Here is a 14,334-nt window from a genome sequence, read left to right on the forward strand (position 1 = left end):
CGGCCGTTACCTCCACGACCTCGATTGCCGGGTCGGCGGACGCCTCCGCGACAACCTCCACAACCGCCGTCACAGAATCAACGTCGGCAGGCTCGGCCGTCACCTCGTCGGCCACTGTCGCCGGGCCTTCGGCAGCCGCCTCGGGCGCAGACTCCGATGCCGAGCCTTCGGTGGTCGTCTGGGGCGCAGCCTCTGTTGCCGGGTCCTCGGCAGGCGTCTGGGGCGCAGTCTCTGTTGCCGAGCCTTCGTCAACGGTCTGGGTTGCGGCCTTGTCGATCGCGTCCTCGACAGCAGGGCGGACGATCTCGACGAAATCCACCGCGTGGTCGTCGAATGCCTCGTACAGCGGGGATCCGTTGCCGCTGGGCGCGACCACGTCGGAGTGGGCGCCGCAGCCGTATTCGATGTGGACGACGTGGCCGTCGGCACCCATCGCGTTGCCGCAGACGCCGAAGGACTCGCGCAGGGCGCCCGCCAGTGGCAGGTAGAAGCCGCACATGCCGCAGGTGGCGGGGGCTGCCTTGGCCATCTCGGTGTCGGGGCCGAACTCGGTGAACCAGCGCTGGGCGGCGTCGGCGCGGCCTTCGAGGCTGAGCACCTGGACGCGGCCGAGGCCGACCTCACGGGCCACCTCGTCGATCACCGGATCGCCGGTGGCGACGTAGCCGGGGACGAGGCGGGGGTCGCCGGCGGGGGCGGCGAGCAGATCGCCGGGACCGAGGTCGCCGGGACGGACCCGTTGTTCCCACGGGACGAAATCGGGGGCGATCAGGGCATCGAGGGCAGGCAGCAACGCCGATTCGCTCACCGTCGCGTGGTCGGCGCCGGGGGGCGCGGCGACGACGACGGCCCACTGCCAGCCGCGGTAGCCCGGCAGCGTCGCCTCGAACCGGTGGGTGGCCGCGGTCTCGTCTTCGGCGCTCACCCCCAGATGGGCTCCGACCCCCTCGGGTTCCAACGCGACGAGCGCACGACGTGCGACCTCGGCCGCGTCGGCCAGAACGGGACGCACGCCGGACTCCGAAACAGATACTGCGCTCACGGCATACATTTTGCCGTATGAAGTGCAATCGCAGTTCGTTGGCCGTCGCAGCGCTGGTCAGTGTGCTCGGCGCGGGGGCTTGTAGCGGTTCCGCGGAGCCCGGACCGCCGCGCCTGCGCGTCGAGGTGATCGGCTCGTCACCGCACGATCCGCAGGCCTTCACCCAGGGCCTGGAAGTGGTCGACGGCGTCCGCTACGAGAGCACCGGAATGTGGGGCGTGTCGACCGCGCGGGCCACCGACCAGCGCACGGGCGCCGAAACAGCGCGCGTCGCCCTGCCCGGGCGCGTGTTCGGCGAGGGCATGACCAGGGCGGGCGCGATCGTCTGGCAGCTGACCTGGCAGGACGGCTTCGCCATCGCCCGCGACCCGGTCACCCTCGCCGAGACCGGTCGCGCCGACTATCAGGGTGAGGGCTGGGGATTGTGCGCACAGCCACAGCGGCTGGTGATGAGCGACGGCACCGGCACCCTCACCTTCCGCGACCCGGTGACCTTCGCGCAGACCGGTTCGGTGACGCTGTCCGGCTATCGCGATCCGAAGCCGAACGAATTGGACTGCGCGGAAGACGGCACGGTCTACGCGAACAACTACCCGACGGACGAGATTCTGCACATCGATCCCGAGACCGGCCGGATTCTCGCCGTCATCGAGGCGGGCGGACTGCTCACCCCCGCCGAACGGGCGGGCACCGACGTGCTCAACGGCATCGCTCACCTGCCCGGCACCGATCGGTTCCTGCTGACCGGCAAGTACTGGCCCCGCATGTTCGAAGTGCGTTTCGTCGGGAAATAACCCGGGTGTGGCCGACATTGCCGCGGCGCGAGTGAACACGCGCCGCCCGAGTGCGACAGAATTGGACTTGTGACTACGCCCCGCGATCCATCCGGTCCTGACCGTGGTCGCCGGGACGGTACCGCCGCCGACCCACACCCCGGCTATGGGCAGTACCCGCCGCGCGCACCGCGCAAGGTCTTCCCCCGGCCCGAACGGCCGCTGCCCGCCGAGCCGCCGACGGTCCGGTCGAAAAGCCTGTTCCGACGCCACCGCCCCGTCGACCCGGCCGCCCCGACCACGCCCGTGCCGAACGCGGCGCCCGCCGGACGCACGCCGGACGACTACCCGAAGCGGCGTCCGCCCTTCGACGATCGGGGCCGACCGGCCGCACCACGCGCCGAGCAGCCGCACGACGGGCCGCAGGTAGACGATCGGGGCCGACCCCCCGCCCCCCGCGACGAGCAAGGGCGCTCCGACCGGCCCGGGGGCGACACCGGCCCGGCGCCAACCCGTCCCTTTCCGCGCGACGAAGGCGTCGACGACTCGGTCCACCAGCGCGTCCCCCGCAAACTCACCGTCACCCGGGTCGCGGCCATGCGCAGCCGCGAACTCACCGAACGCGGCATCGCCACCTTCCAGCGCGCCGCCAAGGCCGACGGCGCCGACCAGTCCGGCCTGACCGCGCTCACCTACGCCACCATGGCGAACTTCGCGCTCGACGCCGCGATCGCCGTCGCCCTGGCCAACACCCTGTTCTTCGCCAGCGCCACCGCCGAATCCAAAACCAAGGTGGCCCTGTACCTGCTGATCACCATCGCGCCGTTCGCGCTGATCGCGCCGCTGATCGGACCGCTGCTCGACCGGCTGCAACGCGGTCGCAGGCTGGCGCTGGCGACGACTTTCGGCCTGCGCGCGGGTTTCGCGCTGCTGTTGATCTTCAACATCGACACCTGGGGCCTGTATCCGCTGGCCCTGTGCATGATGGTCGGCTCGAAGTCCTTCGCCGTCCTCAAGAGCGCGGTGACGCCACGCGTGCTCCCTCCGGATATCGACCTGGTGCGCACCAATTCCCGGCTGACCGTGTTCGGCCTGGTCGGCGGCACCATCGGCGCGGGCGCCCTGGCCGCGCTCACCGCCATGATCGCCGGTTCCACCGGCGCGTTGATCTTCGCCACCGGCATCGCCGTCGCGGGCGTGTTCCTCAGCTTACGTATTCCGCGCTGGGTCGAGGTGACCGAGGGAGAGGTCCCCGCGACACTGACCTACCACGGTCCCGACGCGCACACCGAGGTCATCCACCGCGGCGAACAGTCCTCGGTGCCGCCGCGCAAACGGCGTCAGCCGCTGGGACGCGCCGTGGTCACCGGCTTGTGGGGCAACAGTTCGATCCGCGTGCTCACCGGCTTCCTCACCTTCTACATCGCCTTCGTCGCCAAGGGATCGGGCGGCAGTCCCACCGAACAGGCGGCGATGCTCGGGCTGGTCGGCGCCGCGGCGGCCATCGGTAACTTCGGCGGCAACGCGACCGGCGCCCGGCTGCCATTGGGCAAGCCGTCGCCGGTGGTGCTCGGCTGCACCGGCGCGTGCGCGGTGGTCGCGCTGTTCGCCGCGTTCACCGGGAATCTGTTCGGCGCCGCCGTCGCCGCGCTGGTGGCTTCGGCGGCCAGCGCGCTCGCGAAGGTGTCGCTCGACGCCGCCATCCAGGACGACCTCCCGCCGGAGTCGATCGCGTCCGGGTTCGGCCGCTCGGAGACCGTGCTGCAATTGAGCTGGGTCGTCGGCGGAGCGGCCGGTGTGCTGATGCCGATCGAGTACTGGAAGGGTTTCGCCTTGATCAGCGTGATCCTGCTGGCCGGACTGCTCCAGACGTTCGTCAGCTATACCGGGCACTCGCTGCTGCCGGGTCTGGGCGGTAATCGCCCCCAGCACGTCGAGCAGGAAGTGCCAAGCACCCATCCGAGAGGGACAGGAGACCCCACCTGGTGAGCAAGCTCAACGCTCGAACGATCGTCGCGCTGGTCGCGGCCGGACTGTTCGCGGTCGTCGCGGTGACCGCGGTGTGGGTGGGGGTGGCGGTATCGAAGGCGCCCGCGCACAGCCCGCAGCTCACCGCGTACGCGCACGGCACGACCATCACCGTCGACCCGTTCATGTACTGCACGGTGCGGATGGAGAACTGCCGGTACGGCGAGACCACGCCGCTGGAGGTCCCCGCCGGTGAACCCGTGCAGCTCTCGCTGCCCGACGCGGTTTCCGAATCACCCTGGCTCATCCAGCTGATCTACCAGCGCCCCAGCGGCGAACAGCTGGATCGGGTGCTCAGCTTCGCCGACTACCCGGACCGCGCCAGGGCACTCACCATCGAGTCGAAGCCGGAACCGGACCTGCGCCTGATCGGCATCGAAGTGCAGCTCCCGATCCTGGCCCGCGACATCGCCACCGGGCAGGAAAGCTACATCCCGCACGCCGCCTGGTCGATCGTCACTCCCGAGCCCGAGCCTCGCGAGTCCTGAGCCCGAAAACGACACCGGCCCCGAACGACATTCGTTCGGGGCCGGTTGCGCGAAATCTCAGTGGTCGAGTTCGCGAGCCACGGCCCGCACGACCTCGGAAATACGCTGGGACATCTTGCGATCCGGGTACTTGCCTCGGCGCAGGTCCGGCTGCACGGTGCTCTCGAGCAGCGTGATCATGTCCTCGACCAGGCCGTGCAGTTCGTCGGGTGACTTGCGCGGACCGGCGTCCTTGCGCGCGGGCGCCTGCCCACGGTCGCGATCGCGGGCGACGGTCGGCGGCGCTTCCAGCACCGTCACGCTGAGCGCCTGTGGCCCACGGCGACCGGCGGCCATGCCGAATTCGACACGCTGTCCGGGCTTGAGTCCCTCGACGCCCTCGGGCAGCGCGGACGAGCGGACATAGACGTCCTCGCCCTCGTCTTGAGACAGGAAGCCGAAGCCCTTCTCGACGTCGTACCACTTCACCCGGCCGGTCGGCACTGCGCTCACCCGTTCATCATTCGGCACCCGAACCCTTGTGGCCCGGGTTACACAATTCTGCTTGTCGCGAAAAGAACGCGCCCCCCAACAAGGCGGGACGCGATGTGGTGCGAGTCTACCCCGGTGGCTATATCGCGAGCACATCAGTTTTACGGTTCATCGGTGACGAACTCACCAGATCCGGCCTCACCCGCTCCCCGACGCTCCGGCGATCGCCTGCTGCGCGTGGCCCTCGTCCTGTTCGGTATCGGGATCCTGGCGGTGATCGCGATCTTCGTGACATCGATCGTGTCCGACAGCGATCCGGGACTGTGGCTCTACGGCCTGGCGATGCTCGCACCCGTCGGCTTCCTGCTCGCGCTGGTTTTCGCGTTGTGGTCGGGCCGACGCGCGCGTTGATGCGTCAACCAATTACCCCACCGAAAGTCATCCAGCCAAACATGTGACCTTCGTCACATAACGGCACGGTCACGAAGTGAGCGCACAGCTGTCGCGCACATTCGGCACCGCGACTACCTGCGCGGACACATCAGGGATCACCCTGAGACGACCCCGAGACCCACCGGGACCCGCCGGTTACCAAATAGTGACATTCGCCGCTGACCGTCGTACCGTTTCTCTCAGCCGGGGTAACCCCCGGAACCACCGGCCCGCCGCACCGAACCTCACCCCGCGGGTACCGGACCCCGATTGGAAACAAGGGATGAGGGCGGACCGGGAGACCTCTCAGTCCGGGCCACATGCAGGTGCGAACGAGAGGAAGAAACCCGATATGAGTGGACGCCACCGCAAGCCGACTTCCACCGGGCGCACTGCTGCCAAGGTCGCCGTCACCGGCGCGATCTTCGGCACCGCAGCCGCTGCCCTCGCAGGAAACGCCAGCGCGGCCCCTGACTCCGACTGGGATCGCCTCGCACAGTGTGAAGCCGGCGGCAACTGGGGCATCAACACCGGCAACGGTTACCAGGGCGGGCTGCAGTTCTCGCCCTCCACCTGGAACGCACACGGTGGTGGCGAATACGCCGCCTCCGCCAACCAGGCCACCCGCGAACAGCAGATCGTGGTCGCCGAAAAGGTTCTCGCTTCCCAGGGTTGGGGCGCTTGGCCGTCCTGCTCCTCGCAGCTGGGTCTGAGCAGCGGACCGTCCGAGCGTGTCGCTCCCTCGGCGCCGAGCTGGGCTCCGCAGGTCAACGTGCCGCAGGTCCAGGACCCGAGCCAGGAAGTGTTCTCGGCCGTCGACCGCGCACTCACCGTCGTGCAGCAGCAGGGCATCGCCGTGCCGCAGCAGGCTCTCGACTTCGTCAACTCCGCCAAGGGTTCTCAGCTGGACCCGGCCGTGATCGACTTCTTCCAGGCGAACAAGGGTCTGCTGCCCTCCTGATCGCCCGCAGACACAACAAGAGCCCGCATCCTCGGAGGATGCGGGCTCTTGTTTTTCTCGTCCGAATTACACCCGGTTGATGGTGGTCTGGGGGTGCACGTACGGCAGCGTCGCGGCCGGGACGGGAAACTCGGTGTCCTCACCGAAAGGCGAGAGATTACCGGCGCGGGTCGACGACAGTTCGGTCACGGCGTGCTCGCCGTCGGCCACCTCGGGCCAGCCGTTGTCGACGTAGGGTTTCTTCGATTTGTTCACCACCGGCTCATTCTGGCATACCGCGTTTTTCGGCGGCTGGTGCCGCAAGTTCTCGGCCTGTACCCTCGACCTTCCTTCCCTCCGGGCGCTCCTTCGTCGCACCCTCCGGTCAGTCCAGGTCAAGGCGGCCGAGAACTGTAGGCTCGATCGGTGATCGCGACAGACTCTCTCGCCGATTGGCTCGGTGCGCGCACCGATGCCCAGCTGGTGAAATTGCTGCAGTTGCGGCCCGACCTCGCGGTGCCGCTGCCCGCGTCGATGTCGGTACTCGCCGTGCGCGCTCAGCAGCGCGCGTCGGTGTTGCGTGCCGCCGACGATCTGGACACGCTCGAGTTCGCGATCATCGAGGCGCTGACAGCCAATGAGGACGCTCGCACGATCGGCACCGCACTCACGCCGCTGACTCGCACCACCCTGCGCGCGCAGCTCGAGGACCGCGTCACCAAGACCGCGTTCACCGCCGCGCTGACCCGCCTGCTCGACCGCGCACTCGTCTGGCAGGTCGGCGACGACCTCGACCTGACACCCAGTGCCGCCGAAGCCCTGCCCTGGCCGCTGGGCGCGACGACAGCGCTCCCCGACGCCCTCACCGAGCCCGAGGTAACGGCCGCGCTGGCCACGGCGAGCCCGCCCGAACGCGCGCTGCTGGACAAACTCGCCACCACCGGGCCCCGCGGTCGCACCAGGGACGCCGCCCCGGGCGCCGACCCGGACCGGCCCGTGCCGCGCCTGCTGGCCGCCCGGCTGCTGCACCGGATCGACGACGAGACCGTGGAGTTGCCCGTCACCGTCGGCCAGGTCCTGCGCGGCGAACCCGTCACCGACCCGCACGCGCTCGCCCCGCCCAAACCCACCCTCGGCAAGAACGCCGCCACCGAGGTGAACGCCGTCGGCGCGGGCGAGGTCGGCGAACTGCTGCGCGACGCGGGCGACCTGATCGACGCGCTCGGCGCGTTGCCCGCCCCCGCCCTGCGCGCGGGCGGGCTCGGCGTGCGCGAATTGCGCAGGCTGGCCAAACAGACCGGCATCGACGAACAGCGCACCGGCCTGCTGCTCGAATTGCTGGCCGCCGCGAAACTCGTCGAGAAGGGCCTGCCCGAACCGACACCCGACCTCGACTCCACCGACGACTTCTGGGCCCCCACGCCCGCCGCGGATTCCTGGCTGGACGCCCCGCCCGCGACCCGCTGGGTGACACTCGCGCAGGCGTGGCTGGAGCTGGACCGGATGCCGTGGATGATCGGCCTGCGCGACGCCGCCGACAAACCGATCGCGGCCCTGTCGGCGGAGCTGCGCGTGCCCCACGCGGTGCGCGACCGTGCGGCGATCCTCGGCCTGCTCGCCGAATATCCGACCGGCACCGCGGTGACTCCCGCCGATATCGGCAAACTGCTGGCTTGGCGAATGCCACGCCGCCGCAGGCACTTCCGCCTCGATGCCGTCACCGCGACGCTCGCCGAGGCGGCGGTCGTCGGACTGCTCGGCCGTGGCGCCCTCGACTCGGCGGGACGAGCTCTGCTGCACGGTTCGGTCGCCGACGCCGAATCGGAAATGGCCGCGGCGCTGCCGGAACCGGTCGACCACGTCCTGGTCCAGGCGGACCTGACGGTGATCGCCCCCGGCCCGCTGGTGCCGGAACTGCGCGCCAAGGTCGCCCTGGTCGCCGACGTCGAATCAGCGGGCGCCGCCACGGTGTACCGGGTCAGCGACGCCACCGTCCGGCGCGCACTCGATGCCGGTCTCACCGCCGCCGAGCTGCACGCGTTGTTCGCCACCCACTCCCGCACCCCCGTGCCGCAATCGCTGACCTACCTCATCGACGACGTCGCCCGTCGCCACGGCCAGCTCCGGGTGGGCATGGCCCAGTCGTTCCTGCGCAGCGACGACCCGGCCCTGCTGGCCCAGGTGCTCGCCGCGCCCGTGGCCGAAACCCTCGCGCTGCGCGCCATCGCCCCCACCGTGGCGATCGCCCTGGCGCCCCTGGCCGAGATGCTCGACCAGCTCCGCAAGGCGGGCTTCGCCCCCGCGGGCGAGGATTCCGGCGGCGCCATCGTGGACCTGCGACCCCGCGGCGCGCGGATTTCGGTCCGCCCGCTGGCCCGCAGGCCCTACCGACCGACCCCGCCGAACGACGACCAGCTCGCCCAGCTGGTCACCGAACTGCGCGCGGGCGAACGCGCCGCGGGTGCCCGCACCGGACAATCGGTGCGCACCGACGGCACCCGCACCGGCACCGCGGCCACCCTCGCGCTGCTCCAGCTGGCGGCGAGGGTCGGCCGACCGGTGAACATCGGCTACGTGGACGCCCAGGGGGTAGCCACCCAGCGGGTAGTCGAGCCACTCCGGGTAGGCAACGGCCAACTCGACGCGGTGGACCCGGTGAGCGGGGCCACCCGCCACTTCACCCTCCACCGCATCGCGTCGGTGGCCCTGCTCGATTAGGGCTTGGCCAGGCAGAAGGTCGTCTTCGGGTCGGGAACCGTCCGGAACTGCGTGGCGTCCGCGCCACACAGCAGTTCGTCGGTCTGCCCGTCGATCCGCTTGACCACCTTGAACGACGCCTCGGCCGCCGTACAGTCGACCGACTCGGCGGGCCGCTTCCCCGCATCCGCGTAGCAGCTTCCCTCGGCGAAGTTCGGCGCCAAACACAGCGTGCTCTTCGCGTCCCCGACCGTGCCGTTGAACGCGGCATTGTCGGCGGCGCAGTCCGCCCCGACCTTCACGATCCGGTAGTTCGACTTCGCCGACGAGCAGTCACCGACCGTCGCCTTCATCGCGTCGGCGGCGTTGTCACCGACCTCCACGCACGACCCCACCGCGACCGCACCCGCCGACGACGAATCATCGGACGAGCACGAAACCACCGCACCGACCAGGGCCATCGCGGCCACCGGCCCGAGCACGATCCGCGCCAACAGCCGCTTCTCCGGGAAAATCACTGAAAACCTCACTCACCGAACAGTTCAGGGTGAACACAACCGCCGGTGACGATACCCAAGTGCCCCGCGCCCGCGCTCCCCCGTCGCGCAACCTGTCTACCATCACAAGATGACCCTCGACGACGTCGCAGGCGAGCTGTACAGCCTCGACCCCGGCGACTTCGTGTCAACCCGCGCCGAGCGCGCCGCCCAGGCCCGCGCCGACGGCGACCGCGACCTGGCCAAGGCCATCACCGCCCTGCGCAAACCCACGGTCGCGGCCTGGACGGTCAACCTGCTGGCCCGTCACGCACCGCAGGAGATCGCCGCCCTGCTCGATCTGGGCGACGCCCTGCGGTCGGCCCAGCGTCAGCTTTCCGGCGACAAACTGCGCGCCCTCGGCACCCAGCGTCAACAAGTCGTGAACGCGATGACCAAGCGCGCCGGCGAACTGGCCGCCGAGCACGACCGCCCGGCGAGCGAACAGGTGCTGCGCGAGGTCGGTCAAACCCTCACCGCGGCGCTGGCCGACCCCGATGTCGCCGGCCTGGTTCGCGCCGCGGTGCTGCCCACCACCGTCACCTATGACGGCTTCGGTCCGGCCGGTCTGGTCGCGATCACCGGCGGCAAGGCCGCCCCCAAGCGCGCGAGCAAACCCCGCTCGGCTCCGAAGGACACCGAAGCCGAGCGTCGCGCGCAGGCCCAACAGGAACTCGACGACGCCGAATCCGGCCTGGCAGCCGCCCTGGCCGATCGCGATGAGGCCGAAGCCGCTGCCGCGCAGGCGAAATCCGACCTCGACGAGATCGAAACCCGCATCACCGACCTGCGCGCTGAACTCGAACACGCCGAACAGCAACGTCATTTCGCCCACACCGCCGAACATCGAGCGCGCGGCGAATTCGCGGCTGCGCGTAGTCAATTCGATCGCATGCAGCGCTGGGTCGAGCGCGCCCGCGCTCGGCTCACCGACGACTAGGGACGCAGGGTGCCCGGGTAGAGGAACGCGTCACGCGGTGGTCTCGTCCCGTCCAGCCATTCGGCCAGGAACTCACCCAGCGGCATCGATGTCCGGCTCCGCAGGAACTCCCGGAACTCCGGCATCGACGCGTGGCCGTCGCGATGCGCGTTCACGAAATCCTTGATCGCGGTGAAGAACACATCCTCACCGATCAACTTGCGCAGGGCGTGCAGGAACAGCGGCCCGCGATAGTAGACGGACGTGAACTCGTTGCCCACGCCAGGAGCGGCGAGCGCGATCTTCCAGAATCCGGGATCGTCCAGGTTGTTCGCGACGGTCTCGCGATACTCGGTGTCCACGTCGGCCTGGTCGATCCGCTCCGGCCACAGGTAGTCGGCGGTATAGCTGGCGAAGCATTCGTTGAGACAGATGTCGGACCATTGCCGCACCGACATGGTGTCGCCCCACCATTGATGGGCCAGCTCGTGCACCACGGTGTTCAGATCGGCCCACGGCGCGTAGGTCGGCCGGGTCTGGGTCTCCAGCGAGAACGGCAGCGCCGTATCCACATAGATTCCACCGGCCACATCGAACGGGTAAGGCCCGTACAGATTTTCGAGGAAGTCGAGGATCTCGGGCAGCCGCTGCTCGTCGTCGCGATTGCCGTCGGATTCCGGGGCGAACGCGCTCAGCACCGCGGTTCCGTTCGCGCGCCGCTGTTCGAGGAAGGTGAAATGGTCCACCGCGACCGTGGTCAGGTAGCCGATCGTGGGCTGTCGCGTCTCCCACGTGGTGTGCAACCGGCCGTCGCGCACCACGTGCTCGGTGCGATCACCGGTCGACATGACTTCCCAGTCGGCGGGCACGGCGGCGTGCAGCGTGAAAGTCGCCTTGTCCAAGGGGGTGTCGTTGAGCGGGTACCAGGTGCTCGCGCTGTGCGGCTCGCCGACGGCGAACGCGCCACCGTTGGGCGCGTGCGTCCAGCCCTCGCCCTCGGTATCCGCTGCCGTGCCGGCGTAGTCGACGATGATCCGCATCGGCAGCCCCGGCGGCAGCGGTAGCAGTGGCGTGACCACGAGTTCGTGCGCCCCGTCGTGGGCGAACCCCGCGGGCTGGCCGTTGACGGTCACCATCAGCACCTCGGGCCCGCTGTAGTCGAGGTTGAACTGTGTCAGCGGCTGGGTGACGCGGCCGTCGATGCGGGCCGTGCCGCGCAGGTGGTGGTCACCGGGTTCGTAGTCGATCGACACGTCGTAGTGGGCGACGTCGTAGCCGCCGTTCCCGTCGAGCGGATAGTACGGATCACCCAGTCCCGGCGCCCCGATCGAGGCCGAATCGGCCGCTACCGGCGGAATTCCCAGCGCCACCAGCGCGAACACCACGCACAACCCGGCCGACCAGCGCATGTCGAGGACACCTTTCGTCGACCGGATCGCACGGACCGAACCATCGTCGCAGGTGCGCCGCTAGCCCAGGTCGGAGGGCAGGTGCTGCGGGTCGAGCAGCAGGCGCTTGGTAGCGGTGCGTTTCACGCGCGAAGCCAGCGCCAGGTTCTGTGCGAGCAGCCGCCATTCGACCTCGTTGATGGCGTCGCACGCCCGCTCGATCACCGCGTCGTCGCGCGTGCCCCAGGCGATCGGCATGGCGGTGACCAGCTGCCAGCGTTCGCCGACCTGGCGCGGAGCACGGTCGGTGCGCACCGCGACGGCGGGCACCCGCTCACCGGGCCGCGGCGCGTGGCCGGGCAGCGTGCGCACCTTGCGGGTGATCAACGCCCAACTGCGCTCCGGCGCGGCCGGTTCGGAGATATCGACCAGGGCGAGCAAGACGATGCCGCCCGGCTCGGCATCGCTGACGACGGCGGGGACGAGCACCCCGTCGTGGTAGAGCTTCTCGATGCTGGAGCGATGCGGCGTCCACAACGCCACCCACAGCGCGATGCCCGCGATGAGCACGCACACCACCGCCAGCAGAAATCCCCACGCCTGTCCGCTCCACACCAGCGCCACCGTGGCCGCGACGGCGAGACCGGCGACCAGCAGGGCGACCAGGCGCAACCGGCGTAACCCGGTGAACGTCTCGTTCACCGCATGAGCGTGTTCACGGTCGACCACGAATTCGAAGCGGCGCACGCCTTCCTTCCTAGCACAAGTTGCGGAGGAATTGCCTCCACTTATCTGCCGAGGGGTTCGCACATCGCACGCTACCCCCCTTTGACCTGGCGAACAGTCCTACACGCCGTCCCCGATCGGCGGACCCAGCAGGTCGTCGGCGTCGACGATGCGGTAGGCGTAACCCTGCTCGGCGAGGAAGCGCTGCCGGTGCGCGGCGTATTCGGCGTCGAGCGTGTCGCGCGCGACCACCGAATAGAAATGCGCCTGTCCCCCATCCTGTTTCGGCCGCAACAGCCGGCCGAGGCGCTGGGCCTCCTCCTGCCGGGAACCGAAGGTACCCGAAACCTGCACCGCCACCGAGGCTTCCGGCAGATCGATGGAGAAGTTGGCGACCTTGCTCACCACCAGTACGGGGATCTCGCCGGAGCGGAAGGCGTCGAACAGCGCCTCGCGTTCCCGGTTCTTGGTGGCGCCGGTGATGACCGGGGCGTTCAGGTCGACGCCGAGCTCGTCGAGCTGATCCAGGTACGCGCCGATCACCAGGGTCGGCGCGCCCTGGTGCCGGGCCAGGATGGACTCGACCACCGGGATCTTGGTGCGCGCGGTGGAGCACAGCTTGTAGCGCTCCTCCGGCTCGGCGGTGGCGTAGGCCATCCGCTCCGCGTCGGTGAGCGTCACCCGCACCTCGACGCAGTCGGCCGGTGCGATCCATCCCTGCGCCTCGATGTCCTTCCACGGCGCGTCGTAGCGCTTCGGGCCGATCAGCGAGAACACGTCGCCCTCGCGGCCGTCCTCCCGCACGAGCGTGGCGGTGAGACCGAGCCTGCGGCGCGACTGGAGGTCGGCGGTCATCCGGAAGACGGGCGCGGGCAGCAGATGCACCTCGTCGTAGATCACCAGGCCCCAGTCGCGGCTGTCGAACAGCTCGAGGTGCTTGTACTCGCCCTTCGATTTGCGCGTGATGACCTGGTAGGTGGCGATGGTGACCGGGCGGATCTCCTTGCGCTCACCGGAGTACTCGCCGATCTCCTCCTCGGTGAGCGTGGTCCGCGCCAGCAGCTCGCGCCGCCACTGCCTGCCCGCCACGGTATTGGTGACCAGGATCAATGTCGTCGCCTTGGCCTTGGCCATCGCGGCCGCGCCGACCATCGTCTTGCCCGCGCCACACGGCAGCACGACCACGCCGGAACCGCCTGCCCAGAACGAATCGGCGGCCATCTCCTGGTAGTCGCGCAGGTGCCACTTGCCCTCGGTGTAATCGAGGCCGATGTCGTGCGCCTCACCGTCGACATAACCGGCCAGGTCCTCCGCGGGCCAGCCGATCTTCAACAGCATCTGCTTGATGTGGCCGCGCTCGGACGGGTGCACGATCACGGTGTCGTCGTCGATGCGGGCGCCGAGCATGGGTGCGATCTTCTTGTGCCGCAGCACTTCCGCGAGCACCGCGCGATCCAGGCTGACCAGGCACAATCCGTGCGCGGGATGCTTGACCAGCTGCAACCGGCCGTAGCGGCCCATCGTGTCGACGATGTCGACCAGCAGCGGCTGCGGCACCGCGTACCGCGAGAAGTTCACCAGCGCGTCGACGACCTGCTCGGCGTCGTGGCCCGCCGCGCGGGCGTTCCAGAGCGCCAGCGGCGTGATCCGATAGGTGTGCACATGCTCGGGCGCGCGTTCCAGCTCCGCGAACGGCGCGATGGCCTGCCGGGCGTTCCCCGCCAGCTCGTGGTCGACCTCGAGCAGCAGAGTCTTGTCACTTTGCACGATCAGCGGACCGTCGGTCACACGTTGCTCCTGTGTTTTTCGGCGGCTGGCGCCGCGGGTTTTCGGCCTCGTAACCCCGGATCCGAGGGGCGATACTCCGGCTTCGCCGTTACGTCTCGCCCCTCGG

The 14,334-nt window shown here is 69.5% G+C and carries 13 protein-coding genes and 1 pseudogene; 7 read left to right on the top strand and 7 right to left on the bottom strand.

Features of this window, described 5'->3' with window-relative positions; all coding sequences use genetic code 11:
• Window positions 1-202 precede the first annotated feature (202 nt).
• Window positions 203-1,051 (bottom strand): annotated as a pseudogene (locus ACFWFP_RS15260) (DUF3027 domain-containing protein); the annotation flags it as partial.
• Window positions 1,052-1,059: 8 nt separating this feature from the next.
• Here ACFWFP_RS15260 and ACFWFP_RS15265 point away from each other — a divergent pair.
• The 3 genes from ACFWFP_RS15265 (at window position 1,060) to ACFWFP_RS15275 (ending at window position 4,331) form a co-directional block, all read left to right on the top strand.
• The gene (locus tag ACFWFP_RS15265) at window positions 1,060-1,836 is read left to right on the top strand and encodes a glutaminyl-peptide cyclotransferase (RefSeq protein ID WP_379295431.1); all 777 of its coding nucleotides are present in this window, start codon (window positions 1,060-1,062) and stop codon (window positions 1,834-1,836) included.
• 69 nt (window positions 1,837-1,905) lie between these two features.
• A complete protein-coding gene (locus ACFWFP_RS15270) occupies window positions 1,906-3,804 on the top strand; it encodes an MFS transporter (RefSeq protein WP_379295433.1) in 1,899 nt (632 codons plus the stop codon).
• The gene (locus ACFWFP_RS15275; protein WP_379295435.1) at window positions 3,801-4,331 is read left to right on the top strand and encodes a DUF2771 domain-containing protein; all 531 of its coding nucleotides are present in this window, start codon (window positions 3,801-3,803) and stop codon (window positions 4,329-4,331) included. Before ACFWFP_RS15270 ends, ACFWFP_RS15275 begins: the two co-directional genes overlap by 4 nt.
• A 57-nt stretch (window positions 4,332-4,388) precedes the next feature.
• Here ACFWFP_RS15275 and ACFWFP_RS15280 read toward each other — a convergent pair whose 3' ends face one another.
• Entirely contained in the window at window positions 4,389-4,814 is a 426-nt protein-coding gene (locus tag ACFWFP_RS15280) for a cold-shock protein (RefSeq protein ID WP_358071059.1), read from the bottom strand.
• Window positions 4,815-4,976: 162 nt separating this feature from the next.
• On the opposite strand from ACFWFP_RS15280, the gene ACFWFP_RS15285 reads away from it, so the two are divergent.
• Window positions 4,977-5,213, top strand: coding sequence for a hypothetical protein (locus ACFWFP_RS15285; protein WP_379295437.1), 237 nt, complete (start codon window positions 4,977-4,979; stop codon window positions 5,211-5,213).
• A gap of 373 nt (window positions 5,214-5,586) precedes the next feature.
• On the top strand, window positions 5,587-6,195 hold the full coding sequence (locus tag ACFWFP_RS15290) for a transglycosylase family protein (protein WP_379295439.1): 609 nt from the start codon (window positions 5,587-5,589) through the stop codon (window positions 6,193-6,195).
• Between the two features lie 66 nt (window positions 6,196-6,261).
• Here the strand turns inward: ACFWFP_RS15290 and ACFWFP_RS15295 are convergent, their stop codons facing one another.
• Window positions 6,262-6,453: a hypothetical protein gene (locus ACFWFP_RS15295; RefSeq protein WP_056818634.1), complete on the bottom strand. Its 192-nt coding sequence runs from the start codon at window positions 6,451-6,453 to the stop codon at window positions 6,262-6,264.
• 147 nt (window positions 6,454-6,600) lie between these two features.
• On the opposite strand from ACFWFP_RS15295, the gene ACFWFP_RS15300 reads away from it, so the two are divergent.
• Entirely contained in the window at window positions 6,601-8,892 is a 2,292-nt protein-coding gene (locus tag ACFWFP_RS15300; protein WP_379295441.1) for a helicase-associated domain-containing protein, read from the top strand.
• Here the strand turns inward: ACFWFP_RS15300 and ACFWFP_RS15305 are convergent.
• The gene (locus tag ACFWFP_RS15305; protein ID WP_379295443.1) at window positions 8,889-9,389 is read right to left on the bottom strand and encodes a hypothetical protein; all 501 of its coding nucleotides are present in this window, start codon (window positions 9,387-9,389) and stop codon (window positions 8,889-8,891) included. The genes ACFWFP_RS15300 and ACFWFP_RS15305 overlap by 4 nt on opposite strands.
• Before the next feature lie 109 nt (window positions 9,390-9,498).
• Between ACFWFP_RS15305 and ACFWFP_RS15310 the strand changes: the two genes are divergently transcribed.
• On the top strand, window positions 9,499-10,347 hold the full coding sequence (locus tag ACFWFP_RS15310; protein ID WP_379295445.1) for a hypothetical protein: 849 nt from the start codon (window positions 9,499-9,501) through the stop codon (window positions 10,345-10,347).
• On the opposite strand, the gene ACFWFP_RS15315 is transcribed toward ACFWFP_RS15310, so the two are convergent.
• From ACFWFP_RS15315 to ACFWFP_RS15325, 3 genes are all read right to left on the bottom strand, one after another.
• Window positions 10,344-11,735 carry a M1 family metallopeptidase gene (locus ACFWFP_RS15315; RefSeq protein WP_379295447.1) on the bottom strand — a complete coding sequence of 464 codons (1,392 nt, stop codon included), beginning with the start codon at window positions 11,733-11,735 and terminating at the stop codon, window positions 10,344-10,346. The genes ACFWFP_RS15310 and ACFWFP_RS15315 overlap by 4 nt on opposite strands.
• 60 nt (window positions 11,736-11,795) lie before the next feature.
• Window positions 11,796-12,461, bottom strand: a complete 666-nt coding sequence (locus ACFWFP_RS15320) for a DUF3239 domain-containing protein (protein ID WP_379295449.1) — start codon at window positions 12,459-12,461, stop codon at window positions 11,796-11,798.
• A gap of 99 nt (window positions 12,462-12,560) precedes the next feature.
• Window positions 12,561-14,228, bottom strand: coding sequence for a DNA repair helicase XPB (locus ACFWFP_RS15325; protein ID WP_378990517.1), 1,668 nt, complete (start codon window positions 14,226-14,228; stop codon window positions 12,561-12,563).
• Window positions 14,229-14,334 lie beyond the last annotated feature (106 nt).

This window comes from Nocardia sp. NPDC060249 (genome assembly GCF_042728755.1).
Classification (GTDB): Bacteria; Actinomycetota; Actinomycetes; order Mycobacteriales; family Mycobacteriaceae; genus Nocardia.

Excerpts from the sequence above, each read along its gene's own strand:
- ACFWFP_RS15265 (WP_379295431.1), top strand. The coding sequence starts at position 1,060 with ATGAAGTGCAATCGCAGTTCGTTGGCCGTCGCAGCGCTGGTCAGTGTG.
- ACFWFP_RS15310 (WP_379295445.1), top strand. The coding sequence starts at position 9,499 with ATGACCCTCGACGACGTCGCAGGCGAGCTGTACAGCCTCGACCCCGGC.
- ACFWFP_RS15315 (WP_379295447.1), bottom strand. The coding sequence starts at position 11,735 with ATGCGCTGGTCGGCCGGGTTGTGCGTGGTGTTCGCGCTGGTGGCGCTG.
- ACFWFP_RS15290 (WP_379295439.1), top strand. The coding sequence starts at position 5,587 with ATGAGTGGACGCCACCGCAAGCCGACTTCCACCGGGCGCACTGCTGCC.